At 46.4% G+C, this 13,970-nt stretch carries 14 protein-coding genes; 3 read left to right on the forward strand and 11 right to left on the reverse strand.

Annotation, left to right across the window (positions count from 1 at the left end; genetic code table 11):
• Positions 1-4: 4 nt before the first annotated feature.
• From phnK to phnC, 9 genes are all read right to left on the reverse strand, one after another.
• Positions 5-811 carry a phosphonate C-P lyase system protein PhnK gene (gene phnK, locus ACXAD4_RS18285; RefSeq protein ID WP_475243240.1) on the reverse strand — a complete coding sequence of 269 codons (807 nt, stop codon included), beginning with the start codon at positions 809-811 and terminating at the stop codon, positions 5-7.
• A gap of 19 nt (positions 812-830) precedes the next feature.
• The gene (locus ACXAD4_RS18290; RefSeq protein WP_475243241.1) at positions 831-1,733 is read right to left on the reverse strand and encodes an alpha-D-ribose 1-methylphosphonate 5-phosphate C-P-lyase PhnJ; all 903 of its coding nucleotides are present in this window, start codon (positions 1,731-1,733) and stop codon (positions 831-833) included.
• Positions 1,734-2,882, reverse strand: coding sequence for a carbon-phosphorus lyase complex subunit (locus ACXAD4_RS18295; RefSeq protein WP_475243243.1), 1,149 nt, complete (start codon positions 2,880-2,882; stop codon positions 1,734-1,736).
• Entirely contained in the window at positions 2,882-3,481 is a 600-nt protein-coding gene (phnH, locus tag ACXAD4_RS18300) for a phosphonate C-P lyase system protein PhnH (RefSeq protein WP_475243244.1), read from the reverse strand. The genes ACXAD4_RS18295 and phnH overlap by 1 nt, the downstream gene beginning before the upstream one ends.
• Before the next feature lie 29 nt (positions 3,482-3,510).
• Positions 3,511-3,969: a phosphonate C-P lyase system protein PhnG gene (phnG, locus tag ACXAD4_RS18305; protein ID WP_475243245.1), complete on the reverse strand. Its 459-nt coding sequence runs from the start codon at positions 3,967-3,969 to the stop codon at positions 3,511-3,513.
• Complete coding sequence (gene phnF / locus ACXAD4_RS18310; protein WP_475243246.1) at positions 3,970-4,665, reverse strand: phosphonate metabolism transcriptional regulator PhnF; 696 nt, start codon at positions 4,663-4,665, stop codon at positions 3,970-3,972. It abuts the gene before it with no gap.
• Positions 4,666-4,760: 95 nt separating this feature from the next.
• Complete coding sequence (phnE, locus tag ACXAD4_RS18315) at positions 4,761-5,525, reverse strand: phosphonate ABC transporter, permease protein PhnE (RefSeq protein WP_475245584.1); 765 nt, start codon at positions 5,523-5,525, stop codon at positions 4,761-4,763.
• A gap of 71 nt (positions 5,526-5,596) precedes the next feature.
• Positions 5,597-6,610 (reverse strand): phosphonate ABC transporter substrate-binding protein, encoded by a 1,014-nt coding sequence (gene phnD, locus ACXAD4_RS18320; protein WP_475243248.1) that lies wholly within the window; start codon positions 6,608-6,610, stop codon positions 5,597-5,599.
• 17 nt (positions 6,611-6,627) lie between these two features.
• Complete coding sequence (gene phnC, locus ACXAD4_RS18325; protein WP_475243249.1) at positions 6,628-7,437, reverse strand: phosphonate ABC transporter ATP-binding protein; 810 nt, start codon at positions 7,435-7,437, stop codon at positions 6,628-6,630.
• A gap of 278 nt (positions 7,438-7,715) precedes the next feature.
• Between phnC and ACXAD4_RS18330 the strand changes: the two genes are divergently transcribed.
• A complete protein-coding gene (locus ACXAD4_RS18330) occupies positions 7,716-9,191 on the forward strand; it encodes a winged helix-turn-helix domain-containing protein (RefSeq protein ID WP_475243250.1) in 1,476 nt (491 codons plus the stop codon).
• A 210-nt stretch (positions 9,192-9,401) separates the two neighbouring features.
• Positions 9,402-9,878 carry a hypothetical protein gene (locus tag ACXAD4_RS18335; RefSeq protein ID WP_475243252.1) on the forward strand — a complete coding sequence of 159 codons (477 nt, stop codon included), beginning with the start codon at positions 9,402-9,404 and terminating at the stop codon, positions 9,876-9,878.
• Between the two features lie 91 nt (positions 9,879-9,969).
• Here the strand turns inward: ACXAD4_RS18335 and ACXAD4_RS18340 are convergent, their stop codons facing one another.
• Together ACXAD4_RS18340 and ACXAD4_RS18345 are read right to left on the reverse strand one after the other, a co-directional pair.
• Positions 9,970-11,172: an MFS transporter gene (locus ACXAD4_RS18340; RefSeq protein WP_475243254.1), complete on the reverse strand. Its 1,203-nt coding sequence runs from the start codon at positions 11,170-11,172 to the stop codon at positions 9,970-9,972.
• 32 nt (positions 11,173-11,204) lie between these two features.
• Positions 11,205-12,710, reverse strand: a complete 1,506-nt coding sequence (locus tag ACXAD4_RS18345; RefSeq protein WP_475243255.1) for a Mur ligase family protein — start codon at positions 12,708-12,710, stop codon at positions 11,205-11,207.
• Between the two features lie 177 nt (positions 12,711-12,887).
• Here ACXAD4_RS18345 and ACXAD4_RS18350 point away from each other — a divergent pair, with 177 nt between their 5' ends.
• Positions 12,888-13,823, forward strand: a complete 936-nt coding sequence (locus ACXAD4_RS18350) for a LysR family transcriptional regulator (protein WP_475243256.1) — start codon at positions 12,888-12,890, stop codon at positions 13,821-13,823.
• Positions 13,824-13,970: the final 147 nt, after the last annotated feature.

A 13,970-nucleotide genomic window follows, 5' to 3' on the forward strand; every position in this document is an offset into this window, starting at 1 on the left:
TTCCTTAGTTTTGCAGTACCGATGAGACCAAAAGCTGGGTGTAAGGATGCTGTGGGTCGTCCAGCACCTGATCGGTCAAGCCAGTTTCCACTACATGACTTTGCTTCATCACCATCAATCGGTGAGCAAGCAAACGCGCAACAGCCAAGTCGTGTGTCACAATAACAACAGCAAGTTCCAGTTCTGTGACTAAGCGACGCAATAAATCCAATAGTTTTGCCTGCACAGACACATCGAGGCCGCCAGTGGGTTCATCCATAAAAATCAATTTAGGGTGAGTCACCAAGTTGCGCGCAATCTGTAAACGCTGCTGCATACCACCAGAGAAAGTGGTTGGCATGTCGTCAATGCGCTCGGCCGGAATTTCAACATCCCCTAGCCACTTCTCGGCTTCATTTCGAATTTCACCGTAATGGCTTTTGCCTACAGCCATCAACCGCTCGCCAATATTTCCGCCCGCTGAGACACGGCCGCGCAAACCATCCATAGGGTGCTGATGTACCACGCCCCACTCAGTGCGAAGCAGGTGGCGGCGCTGGCTTTCTGCCATTGCATACAGATCTTCTATCTGGGCAAGCTGTTGCTCTGCGCCACCACGTAGGTAAAGCACTTCGCCATTGTCAGGTTGCAAGCGACCAGAAATAGCCTTGAGCAAGGTACTTTTGCCCGAGCCTGATTCGCCAACAATACCCAAGACTTCACCAGGGAATAGCTCAAACGATACCCCCGAAAACCCTTTGCCTGGCGCGTAAAGTTTGGTGAGGTTTTGCACCGACAGTAGCGGTTGTTCTTTAAGGTTTGACATTTCCATTATCTTCTTCTCGCACTGCCTATAGCGTATCCGTTAGTTCTGCGGTTTCAGGTGTGAATCCGGAAGCCTGTGATTCTGAGTTCTTTTCAACCTGCTGGCGGCAGTAGTCGGTATCCGAACAGACAAACATTCGGCTGCCCTCGTCATCAATCACCACCTCATCCAAGAAGGTATCAGTCGAGCCACAGATACTGCATGGTTCATCCCACTGCTGTACTTCAAAGGGATGGTCATCAAAATCTAAGCTGTGAACCTTGGTATATGGCGGGATGGCATAAATACGCTTCTCACGACCTGCGCCAAACAATTGAAGTGCCGCCATGTTATCCATTTTCGGGTTATCGAATTTCGGAATTGGAGACGGATCCATGATATAGCGATCATTGACGCGAACCGGATACGCATAAGCGGTAGCAATATGACCAAAGCGTGCAATATCTTCGTACAGTTTGACGTGCATGATGCCGTACTCCTGTAGGGCATGCATTTTGCGGGTTTCCGTTTCACGCGGTTCGATAAAGCGCAACGGCTCAGGGATCGGCACCTGATAAACAAGGATCTGATCTTCCTCCAGCGCGACTTCAGGTATACGGTGGCGAGTCTGGATGATAGATGCTTCTGTTGTCGTTTCGGTAGTATTTGCCTCGGCGACGGTTTTGAAAAACTCACGGATAGAAACGGCGTTAGTCGTATCATCGGCCCCCTGGTCAATCACCTTCAGGGTATCGTCCTGACCAATGATGGTGGCTGTAAGCTGAACGCCACCCGTCCCCCACCCATAGGGCATCGGCATTTCTCGACCGCCAAAAGGCACCTGATAACCAGGAATCGCTACCGCTTTTAGCAGTGCCCTACGGATCATACGTTTAGTTTGCTCGTCTAGATAACCGTAGTTATAGCCATGGTTGTGTGTTTGTGACATTTACTTGCCCTCACCGTCTACGTGCTGTGTAGCCATCATTTCATCGTGTTCCTTGTGCATCTTGCGCAGAAGCTCCAATTCAGCCTGGAAATCAACGTAGTGCGGTAATTTCAGGTGAGAGACAAAACCAGCAGCCTCAACGTTATCAGCATGGGCCAAGACAAATTCTTCATCCTGCGCTGGGCCATCAACAGGCTCATCGTATTCGGCACCTTGCAACGCGCGGTCAACCAGCGCCATCGACATTGCTTTGCGCTCAGTAAAACCAAAGGTCAGGCCGTAACCCCTTGTCAGCTTGGGTTTTTGCTGCTTATTGCCAATAAAGCCATTAATCATCTGGCATTCGGTCAACTCAAGCTCACCGATATCAATATCAAAACTATCAGTTTCGGTTTCAATTTCGGCGCATAGCTCTTCCGGACTCAGTGACAGCGTCACCTTGCCTGAGCGAATTTCACCGGCAAACGGGTGGTTGCGGCCGTAGCCACGTTGGGTCGAATAGCCAAGCGCCAGCAAGAAGCCCTCGTCACCACGGGCCAGCTGCTGCAAGCGTGCAGAACGGTCACAGGGGTAATTGACCGGTTCCATGGTGACATCGTCGGGTTGCTCACCCTTATCCTGTTCAAAAACCATCAAATCCAGCTTTTCAAGAATCCCCATGACTTGTGGGCAAGGCTCGCTAGCGCTTTGAGCCCCCTCTTCAGCTGTCGCCTGCTGCGCAATGTGTACCGGTTCTTCACCTTCTGCAAGCAAGCTGAAATCCAACAAGCGATGGGTGTAGTCGTAGGTTGGGCCCAGCAACTGACCGCCAGGTAGGTCTTTGTATGTTGCTGAGATACGGCGTTCGATACGCATATCTGAGGTATCAACGGGTTCCAGCACGGCCAAACGAGGCAGCGTAGTACGGTAGGCACGCAACAGGAAGATAGCTTCAACCAAGTCACCACTCGCCTGCTTGATCGCCAATGCCGCTAACTCTTTGTCGTAAATGCCGCCCTCGGTCATCACACGATCGACAGAGCCCGCAAGCTGTTCGCTGATTTGAGAAACCTGAAGTTCAGGCAGCTCTTTATTTCCTCGGCGCTTTTGTGCCTGAAGTTGGTGCGCGGCTTTAATCGCTTTTTCGCCGCCTTTTACTGCAACGTACATTACATCGCCTCCACAGAGGTTGAGCGCGGGATGGCCACCACTTGCTCACCTGAAACAAAAATCAAATCCAACCCTAGAGGAAACGCTTCTCCCTGAGCCAACAAGGTATTTTTTACCTCAGGCGAAAGCTCACCGAGCTGAATGCATCGTTCATCCTTGATACCCGGGCCTGTTAACTTGAACTGCTGGCCAGAAGATACGCTATCGGTTTCGATAACAAGGGTTGTACTGCGGTCTGGGTACTCTTCATTGCCAACGTTAAACGCAAGCTCATCCAGCTTAATCGTTGGCATATCCGTTAATGCAATGGCGGCAAATGATGCGGTGTCCGTGGTTGCATTGGTTGAAGCGCCAGTGTGGAAATGGATATTTTTTGTCGCAGCATTATCTTGCAAAAACGACGGGGACAGCCATAAAGGCGTGCTGTTATCCGCCATCGCAAGTAGCAATTGGCTTGTTGCGGGCATCATTGTTCCGAAACCATGGCAGCGGTCTAACTCGACCTGAGTGCCCGGCTCAGACATTGCCTTAAGCAGGCGCCTGAAACAAAGCTGACTATCATGAACGGCATCTGTGAAAGCCGAGGTAATATGGCTCATCGTATTTCTCCTTTATCTATTACCGCGGCTTAGTCTTCACCACGAACCATGGTGAAAAAGTCTACTTTACTGCTAGCAACTTCTTGTTGGCGCTGCTCCCTTTCCGCTTGCTTGTCCGCCGCCAGTGGGGAGATGATTTGTGCGAATATGACCTCGTGGTATTGGTCTGCTTGCAGCAATCCATCCAACACAGCTGCTAGCTCTGCATGCTGCTTGTTACGCCCCTGAAGGTAGCTGTAACCCATCTCACCGCCTGCTAGCTGAACCGCAGCACGGGTAATGGTGACATCGCCAATATTGAACTGGCGGCCTGTGCTTCCCATCCTTGCTCGTACTTGGGCTAGGCCGATCTCTGCCGGGCGGATGAGCGTATAATCCGGAGCCAAACCATGTTGGGTTTGGCTCTGCTGCCAAAGGGTTGAAAGTTTTTCAAAGCTGGCCTGGGCCAGTACAGACATCCAATGTTTTCTTTTTTCCGTGGTGTCCATTTAGTGCTCCATGACTAATTCAATGACATCGGATCTTGTATTTGAACTCGAATATTCAGCTACTGTTTCCGTGCCTTTGATGACATTTGTGGTACGTATTATTAATAACGGGATACTGCTATTTATTTGTAAAAGTCGGCAGTACTCGGTATTCGGTATTTGGGCGCGAAGTCGAGTGCTTTTACGCTCTAAATCGACACCCAATTCTTTTTTAATAAAATTATGCAGGGAGCCAGATTGAAAATGCTTTATCACTGGCCACCAGCTATAGTCAGGCAAATAATGATCAATCACGGTACGTGGAACACCATCCATTTTTCGGTATGTCCGCAAATGGATGATCTTACTTTCCGGTTCACAATCAAGCTTTCTGGCCAACCGTTCACTCGCTACAAGCGTGCGGGACTGCAACACTTCACAGCGAGGTAGAGAACCTTGTTCAAGCAGGTTCCCGGTAAAGTGGGCGCCCGCGTGGAGGTAGTAGTCTGCTGGCTGGCTTAACACCATGTTTCCTTTGCCTTGATGGCGCAAAATCAACCCTGCTGTGACCAACTCATCTATAGCTCGCCTCACCGTGTGACGATTGACTTGAAAATATTTCGCTAATTGTGATTCGGATGGTAAATAATCACCTGCCTGATATTTATGACGTAAGTCATCCTCCAATTCCTTGGCAATTTTTTGATAGACAGGCATTTTCATTTCCTTAAATTTTGGTTTGCTAGTAATTAAATAGTTATCTAGACATGTAAACCGAAAATTTTTATTCCGTGATTAAATCAATATTTCATTTAAATGAATTTCTTGCGAATGATCTGAGAAACGAAATCAATAATGCTCACCGTAACAATAACAATCAGCATGATGGCGGCAGTCTGCTGCATCTGGAAACCGGAGATTGATTGCCACAACAGCACGCCTATACCGCCTGCACCGACCATACCGACAACCGTCGCTGAACGAATATTTGATTCTAGGCGATACAGGGAGTAAGAAATCCACAGCGGCATCACTTGCGGTATGACCCCATACAGAATCACTTCCAGTGGGTTTGCACCGGTTGCTTTCACGCCTTCAATCGGCCCCGGCTCAATCGCTTCCACCGCCTCGGCAAACAGTTTTGCCAGAACGCCAGTGGTGTGAATGAACAATGCCATGACACCAGCAAAAGGGCCTAGGCCAACCACCACCACAAACAGCATGGCAAAAACCATTTCATTGATTGCTCGTAGGCCGTCCATCAAACGACGTACCGGAAAGGTAACCCAGGTCGGCATTAAGTTTTCTGCGCTCAAAATGCCAAACGGAATAGCCAACAAAATCGAAAGCAAGGTTCCCCAAATACCAATCTGTATCGTGACTAACATTTCGCTGAAATACAGCTCAACATCAGTAAAATCTGGCGGGAAGAAGTCTTTCAGTAACTGCACCATATTTTCAGGATGTTCGAAGAACATCATAGGTGCCATTTCTGCGCCTCGCCAAGCCCACATCAAAATGCTGAGTACGATGACCGCGATAACTGCGTTTTTAAGCGAAAGCTTCGATGGCGGCATCAAGTGTTGAGTATTGGTGTGCATCATTTTGTCCTTGTGTGGCAGGGACACAGCCCTGCCCTCATCCTTTATTAACCTTGTGCTTTTTCTAAGCTTGCGTTGAGTGCGTCAATTTCAGCAGCCAAAGAATCCAGCTCAGCCTGGTACTGGGCGATGCGCTCTTTCTTCACTTTCTCGCTCAGGCGTGGGTTATCTTGGGTTTCTACCAGTGCCTTATATGCTTCCATCTGGCGAATTGGCAGCAACTGGTTATTGTCTGCCGGCGCAAAGCCTGACCAAGCCAATAGCTTGAGGTTATCCAACTGCTGAGGGTTTTCTCTTCCGTAAGCAAGGAAAAATTCACGAGCCTGCTCTTTGACGTTTTCAGGAATATCCTTACGCCAAGTGATCACATCTGAAGGGATCAGATCCGACTGCCACACCACTTTCAACTTGCTATACAAGTCTGGATTGCTTTGCTTGATGCGCACTAGGTTCATCGTGTGGTTCGTCGCCACATCGACCTGCTTGTTCGCCACTGCCATGGCATTTGAACCATGATTAGCAACGATTGTGCGTTTGAAGTCATTCGCCGAAATATGGTTCTGGGCAAACGCATAGTAGTTCGGAACCAAGAAACCTGACGTTGAGTTCGGCTCACCATTACCCAGCATCAAATCTTTGCGGTTATCAATGACATCTTGCAGTGTATTGATATCGTCATTTTCACTGTTGACCAGCAATACGCTGTAATAGCCCTGGGTTCCGTCTTTATCGATATAGCGCGCGAAGATCTCTGCATTGGCCCGGTCGACGGCTTCCATCGCAGATTTATTGCCAAAGTAGGCGAAATCGACTTTCTTGAAGCGCATTCCCTGGATAATCCCAGCATAGTCCGGGGCAAAGTAGGCATTCACCTTGATACCAAGCTCTTCACTCAGATCATCCAACATAGGCTCCCAGCGTTGTTTTAGGTTTTGCTGGGCATCGGTTGCAATAATGCCAAAGTTAATTTCTTTCATGGTTTCCGCCACACTGGTTAGCGGTGATACCAAGCTAGCCGCAAGTGCAATAGAGCAGCCAACTTTCTTGATAGTGGTAAACATGATCATTCCCTGTCGATTTAAAATGATGGTGCCAGTTCAGCACCAACAGGTGCGGTTTCTTGCTGAGGTTTGGCCGCGGTATAGAGCGCTTTTAGTTTTTGCTCGGTCAATTCGGCCGCCGCCCCCTGGTAGAAGACTTCCCCTTCACGCAGTGCGATGATCTGCTCACAGTATTTAAGGGCATGGTCAACTTGGTGGAGGGTCACAATAACCGGAATCCCCTCTTTACGGTTGATGTCCTCAAGCAATTCCATCACGATGCGGGATGACTCCGGATCTAATGAAGCGATAGGCTCATCGGCGAAAATGATTTTGGCGCGCTGCATAAGCGCACGTGCGATTGCCACGCGCTGCTGCTGGCCACCAGAAAGTGTTGACACTCGCTGATGGGCAAATTGCTCCATCCCTACACGTTGTAGTGCCTGTAGCGCTCGCTGTTTCTGCTCTGCCGTGAAAGTGCCTGTTAGTGTTCGCCACTTGGGCGTTTCGCTGAGTGCACCAATCAATACATTGGTCAGTACACTCAGTCGGTTCACCAAGTTGAACTGCTGGAAGATATACCCTGCCTGTGCACGGCACTGGCGGATCTGCTTACTCGCTTTACCGTGTGCCTGGACCGTTTCGCCAAGCACTGATATATGTGAATCTGCGTCTTTGTCCGAAACAACCAAGCCACTAAGGTGACGCATTAACGTTGACTTACCTGATCCCGATGGACCCAGTAATGCTGTCATCGAGCGTTCTTTGATTGTCAGGTTTATCCCTTTCAGTGCCTGCTTGTTACCGAAAGTCTTATTGATATTGCTGATGCTTATGATGGTATCCATGTCCGTCATCTCATGTCCGATTCGTGGTACAGAGTGCGGGTGAAATATGAATGTTTTATTGATTGAAAATGTCAGACTCGTGACGGGAGCAAACAACAATTAGCTTGTTGTTATGAGGAAAATTGTCTAATAATCAATGAGCAATGCCAAAAACAAGCCAACAACAGGACAACTTGTCTAGATAACACCGTCAAGAAAGATTCATCAAAGGCAGATACTTGCTTCCATCGGCTAAACCCTCTAGGCTAGCAAGGTTTTTGATTATCCGTTGTAAGCATATGACTGCCAAAACCCGCTATGTTATCCACCATGATCCACAGATTTTGTTCACGCCAGATCAAAACCAGATCACCATTGGGCAAGAAGAGATACACCTTGAGCCTTTGCAGTCAAAACTCCTAAGCTATTTCATCATCCAAAACGGTGTGGTCGTTAATGCTCGCCAGATCGCCGATAGCGTGTGGCAAAGAAGCCATGTTTCCGACAACCTCGTGCGCCAAGTAATCAGTCTGCTTCGCAGTCAGCTAAAAGACAAAACCCGCCCTTACCAAATCATCAAAACGATTCCCAAGCAGGGTTACCTGTTCGACCTACCGGTATCAGATATTAGTGCTGAGGAAATCACACCAGAAGTAGCCGTAACAGAAGAAGCCGCGACAGAACAAACTAAGGTACAGGAATACAGTCCAGAGCAATCTGGCACCAATAAGAGCGAATACAAACGTAAGCGCCTCGCCGTGATTCTCTCTGGCATATTGGCATTAACTGCAATGGGTTTAGGTGCAGGTTACATCTGGCAGAACACTCAGCCAGCACAAGAAACGATTATCACTGCAAAAACTAATCTCAATACCCCTGTATTTTTGCATCAAGTGCAGTTAGACACAGAGCAAGACTTCGAAATGGCACAAAGTGTCTATAACTATCTTTTCTATGGACTGAATTCTGCAAAAACAATCTCCGGCTATCATTTTTCAGAACTAACTCCTGAGGCGAAGGACACATTAGAAAATAATGGCTTCGAACTTAAAAGTTGGATAAAGCATAACGATGAAGACTATACATTTACTGTCATCTTGCAAAACACGAAACAGCCAGAGCTAAATCATAAAATTGAAAAGCATTTTAACGAGCAAAGCTTTTTTAATGATATTGGTGATATCGTACTGGAATTAAAGTCCCTGATATCACCCAATGATCCTGGCTATGAGATATCTAACCACCGTATTACTTCAATATCTGATTATGAAGACTGGAAAGCTATTTCTGCTGGGATCTCCCTTTTCTATCAAGGGAAAGGAAATGTAGCCTTAGATGCTGTCGCTGAACAACTACAAATGATCAAAGCACAAGGACGTGAAAACTACCTTGTTAATTCACTTCTCTCTTATCACGCATCACTCGCATTTTTGCAGTCTGGAAGTGATACCGACAAGGAGCTAGCGCTCAACCTTGCCCATCAAGCTTTCGAGATGAATCCACGCTGTGACATTGCCAACTTAACTTTAGGGTTAGCACTGCTTCTCAATAAACGAAGTGATCAGGCTTTCCCTTATCTATTCTATGCGGCAGAAAGCACGCCTAGCCCTATCAGTTTCTATCTATTGAGTGTTGTCGACACCCAATCAATGAATCCGCGCGGTGCCGCATACCATTACCAATGCTATAGCGATATGAAAAAAGAGGTAAATGGTCAACTCTTTGATCTTATGGCACCTTTACAAAAAACAAACCTTTTCCAAACCCAAGATTAAGTGCATCGATAGACACTTTGGTCTATGTTGCCTAGCCCTCGCAACATAAGGGCTAGGCGCTTCATCGCCCTGTTTAACCTTGTTGATAGCTCCTCTAAAAGCTTTGATTTTTGTTTGTATTCTTGTCGTCTTGCCTTGCATCAACAATCTATTCGTTCAATCTTTTCATAATCTCCTCATCCAACACTCTCTGTTTATTGAGGTAAAAGCATGTTAAAAAAGATGGCCTTCCAAATTATTCCTCTTCAAATTTTCTTGTTTGTATTTTGGTTTAAAAATGGCTTTATCGATAAGGTTATGGGCGTATTGTTAGGCGTAGTTACGCCAGACACCGCTTATTCTGGTGATACTTGGACTGGATGGAAAGGCTATATTGTTGGCACGTGGGATAAAAGCCAAGTGGGACATGTTTTCCTCAGCCCCACTTTTGATTTCATGTTCCCTATTTTGATTGCATTGCAATGCGTTCCATTCATTTTAATTATTCGCTCTGTATTTAATGGAGAGTTCCTTTCAAATAAAGAGCGCCCATGGCTATTTTACGCTGCAGTATCTTCATTGTTTGTTGCTGGCTGTATGGCATTTACCCAAACACTTTCAGGTGCAAGTGATGGCCAATATCTATGGCAATTCATGGGCTTTAGTATGATTGCCATCATGTATATTCGTCATGAACAAGCCAAATAAATAGTTTATTATTTGATTAGCACAACAAAGAAAGCCACTCAATTAAACACGTTGAGTGGCTTTATTTCTTAATGATAAAGAACTCGTTCAATTAGTCTTCTTTGGGAAACCATCGATATACCGCTAAGAGACTACAAAGACAAAGGGCACCCATTACCCAATAAGATGCAGATAATCCTAGCATGACCGCGCTCCACCCTGCGAGCAAGTAGGTAAACAACCACCACAAGTGGGTAAGCGAAAAATGAGCGGCAAAAAATGCTGTTGCATCTTCCTCTTGGCAAGAACGGGTGATCAGCACACCTGCAGGTGTCTGGATAAATGACATACCCGCCCCAAACAGCAAACATACCCAGATAAACCCATACCAACCGGGAAGTTGCGTCGCTATCAAAAATGCAGTGAAAATCATCGTGCTACCAAGCAACATGAAACTGCGAAGCTTTCTTCCTTCAAGCCATTTAGGAAGCTTCATTGCGACAACCATAGAGCCAAAACCTACCACAGCCATGGCTAGTGCGGTCTCTTGTTCTCCTCCAACCAAAACCTGATTTACATAAACGACCGTATTTACAATAACCATTGCGCTGGCAGCAGAAGCCGCCAGGTACCCAATCCACAGTGCCCTTAGTCTTGACGTCGACAAATAAGACTGCATACCGTACTTCAGTTGATTAAGAGGTCCTCTATGACATGGCGGTGTTACTTTGATAAGTGGAAAAACACAAATCATTAGCAATATCGCCGACAGCAGAAAGGTGAAGGCATTGAGAATAAATAACTGCCTGAACCCCAACACCACCAGCAATGAAGCGGTAAGTAACGGGCTGACGATTTGCTCCAGATCGTAGGCCAACCGGCTAAATGATAACGCCCTTAAATACTGATTCTCATCAGGAAGTACGGCTGGTAGCGTTGATTGATACAAGGGAGTAAACCCTGCGGAACACGCATTAATGCAAAAGACCAGTACGTAGATCTGCCAAGTTTCAGTGACAAAAGGCAAAAACATGATGAAAGCTGCTCGCAGTAGATCCAGCGTGATCAGTGAAGGTTTTCTGGGCAACTTATGGGCAACGGCACCAAACACAGGTGCCAAGCCAACGTAGGCAATCATCTTCAAAGCAAATGCGATACCCAGTACAGCACTGGCCTCTTCCCCTGCGATATCCCAAGCAAGTAGTGCCAGCGTCAAGGTACTGATCCCAGTCCCTATGAGGGAAACCACTTGTGCAGACAGCAACTTCACATATGTCGCGTTTTTTTTCATCGGGATAGGTTCTGTTTGGCTCATTAACGCCATGCTTACCATTCCTCTAAAGAAGTTTATTTCACCGTAAGATCTGCTGACTCCGCTGATTCAGCGAGCCCTGTCACAAGCTGCAAACCAATAGTTTCAGATGCCATTTTCACTGCATCCAAGTCACCCACATATGGCTTTGCTTCATTCTTATTGCTAGTAATGTACTGGTACTTTTCATGTCCTTTACCACAGAGCAGCAATACATCGCCCGATTGGAGCTCAGCAATGGCCACTTTGATTGCCAGCAACCGGTCCTCAATACATGCACTAGGATGATTTGAGCTTAATGGCAATTTACTTGTCAGCGCTTTAAACAAATCGTCCTGATTTACGCCTAATGGATTATCCGTCGTCAGTACAAGTTGATCTGAATGCTCAAAGCATAACTCACCGATATCAGCTGCATCTGCTAACCTCTCTCCTGTCACTCCGATAACAGTGACGACTTTACCGGTTTTATGCTCAAGGACATTACGATATAGGTTACTTAAACTGTCGTAATTATGGGCATAATCGAGGATCACGGTTGCGCCATTACTGAGTGGGTATACTTCACTGCGTCCTGGCGCCGGCAACATAGACTCGAATAAAGCCAGCACCTCGTTTATGGGCATTCCCAGACCCAGCATAGAAGCAATAATGGCCAAGCTGTTTTCTACATTGAAACGAAACGGCAAACTCGATATCACTTGATGCTCTATCCCTTGGTAATTCAAGGTAAACTGGCTGCCACTGCAGGTTGATAGCACCTTTGAAGCATAGAGATCTGTGCCTTCATCAACACAGCTAAAACTGATGACTTCACAACGGCTTCGGCATCGCTCAATCACGGAAAGAGACTGCTCATCATCCAAATTTACAATGGCGACACCACCGGGCTTTAGCCTATCAATCAGCCTTAATTTGGCCTGGATATAATCTTCACGGTGCTTATGATAATCAAGATGATCGGAGCCAATATTGGTGATGATGACAATATCAAAATCGATATGCGTCACTCTATCTTGCGATAAAGCATGACTGCTCACTTCCATCACATGATGAGAAACACCACATTTCTCCATCGCATGAAATAGATTCAGTAAGGTAATGGCATCTGGCGTCGTGTTATCTAACGGGTAATACACATCATCAAACGAACTGCCCAGCGTGCCGGTATATGCCGATTTTCCCGTAAGATTGAGTAGCTGATTAAGACAGTAAGCAACGGTTGTTTTACCGTTAGTTCCCGTCACACCAATATGCTTGATCTGATCTTGAGGGTAAGCATAGTACTGGTTAATCAAACTGACTGACGTACTATGGCTGGGTGTCACCATGCAAGGTACTGGCAACTCCAAGGGACGATTGGCGATTACGCCGCAAGCGCCACGCTCGACGGCGTCTTGAGCCGACAAGTGACTATCCCATGTTAAGCCTTGTCGACACACAAACACATCGCCAGGGTTCACCTTTTGGCTGTGTGTCTTGAATTCCTTTACTGGTAGTGAAGCTAATGAAGTTAATACTTTTTGGTGGCTACTGTTCATGCTGGTCTCACCCTCAAGGGCTTGGTGCTAATAGTTGTTATATCTCATTGTTTAGGGTATTGACTCTTCCAATCGGTTAAAGTCATACACCAAAACAGTGCGTCGATTAATGTCTTCAATACTGTTATCTTAGCGCTATCAAAGATATCAACGAAATCGAATGGGCTAATTCAAGTTATGAGCGGTATTAATTGGAAAGGGGTCGACCTCAACCTTCTACTGACCTTTGAAGCAATCATGATTTGCCGTAGCGTCTCTGGTGCTTCCGAACGCCTCCATCTCGGACAACCGGCTACCAGTTACAACCTGAAGCGCCTGCGCAGCTTATTGGGTGACCCGCTATTTGAACGACAAGGTAACATCATGGTGCCAACACAACGCGCCCATGAGCTGTCGCCAAAAATTTCAGCCGTATTATCAATTATCCGAGAAGACATTCTTCTTCCTAATATTTTTGAGCCGCAAGAATACCACGACAAATTCGTAATTGGCCTTTCGGACTACGCAGAACAAGTGTTTGGTCCCGCCCTTTTTGATCAATTGCTGAGTGTTTGTCCAAACAGCCAAGTATTATTCAAAGCAATTGACCCCTCTAACTGCGAATCAGCTCTTGAGTCAGGTGATATTGACTTGGCCATTGGTGTGTTCAAAACCCTCCCAGAAAGCCTGTTGCGTACGTTCTTATACCGAGAGCGTCATGTATGCTTATTCGATAACTCGGTATTGAACGTCAAATTACCGATTAGTATTGATGATTATCTAGCTACGCCACAAATGGTGATCACTGCCAACCGTGAATTAACCTCCCCGGTTGATATCACACTGACTGACATGGACAAGAAACGAAAAGTCGTACTGGGCTCAACCCGCTTTCTTACTCTGCGTCATATGCTAATGGGTAGGCGACTACTTTGCGTTATGGCAGAGCTGGTTGGTCGCTCTGCACCAAAAAGTGACAATGTCACTATATGCGAAACCCCCATCCCAATCCCGGACTTTGATATTGAAATGATCACCCGGCGGCGCGACAGTGAACATCCCAAACAAAAATGGCTTTCTGATAAAGTCTCTTCAGTTATTCAGCAAAAAGTGAAAACGTTGATGAAAGCATAGTGTTTAGATTTCAACATTAAAAAGCATAGCAATAAAATAATGTTTCATTTTTAAACCAACCTGTAATAAAACATTATTCTTTTTAATGGCAATCAGTACCACTTATGTCAGATATCAATGAGAGTAATTACACCCCAAATATAAAAC

Source organism: Photobacterium sp. AWH4_225, from assembly GCF_056158405.1.

Bases quoted from the DNA above. Each gene is read 5' to 3' on its own strand.
- phnK (WP_475243240.1), bottom strand. From the start codon at position 811: ATGGAAATGTCAAACCTTAAAGAACAACCGCTACTGTCGGTGCAAAAC.
- ACXAD4_RS18290 (WP_475243241.1), bottom strand. From the start codon at position 1,733: ATGTCACAAACACACAACCATGGCTATAACTACGGTTATCTAGACGAG.
- ACXAD4_RS18295 (WP_475243243.1), bottom strand. From the start codon at position 2,882: ATGTACGTTGCAGTAAAAGGCGGCGAAAAAGCGATTAAAGCCGCGCAC.
- phnH (WP_475243244.1), bottom strand. From the start codon at position 3,481: ATGAGCCATATTACCTCGGCTTTCACAGATGCCGTTCATGATAGTCAG.
- phnG (WP_475243245.1), bottom strand. From the start codon at position 3,969: ATGGACACCACGGAAAAAAGAAAACATTGGATGTCTGTACTGGCCCAG.
- phnF (WP_475243246.1), bottom strand. From the start codon at position 4,665: ATGCCTGTCTATCAAAAAATTGCCAAGGAATTGGAGGATGACTTACGT.
- phnE (WP_475245584.1), bottom strand. From the start codon at position 5,525: ATGCCGCCATCGAAGCTTTCGCTTAAAAACGCAGTTATCGCGGTCATC.
- phnD (WP_475243248.1), bottom strand. From the start codon at position 6,610: ATGTTTACCACTATCAAGAAAGTTGGCTGCTCTATTGCACTTGCGGCT.
- phnC (WP_475243249.1), bottom strand. From the start codon at position 7,437: ATGGATACCATCATAAGCATCAGCAATATCAATAAGACTTTCGGTAAC.
- ACXAD4_RS18330 (WP_475243250.1), top strand. From the start codon at position 7,716: ATGACTGCCAAAACCCGCTATGTTATCCACCATGATCCACAGATTTTG.
- ACXAD4_RS18335 (WP_475243252.1), top strand. From the start codon at position 9,402: ATGTTAAAAAAGATGGCCTTCCAAATTATTCCTCTTCAAATTTTCTTG.
- ACXAD4_RS18340 (WP_475243254.1), bottom strand. From the start codon at position 11,172: ATGAGCCAAACAGAACCTATCCCGATGAAAAAAAACGCGACATATGTG.
- ACXAD4_RS18345 (WP_475243255.1), bottom strand. From the start codon at position 12,710: ATGAACAGTAGCCACCAAAAAGTATTAACTTCATTAGCTTCACTACCA.
- ACXAD4_RS18350 (WP_475243256.1), top strand. From the start codon at position 12,888: ATGAGCGGTATTAATTGGAAAGGGGTCGACCTCAACCTTCTACTGACC.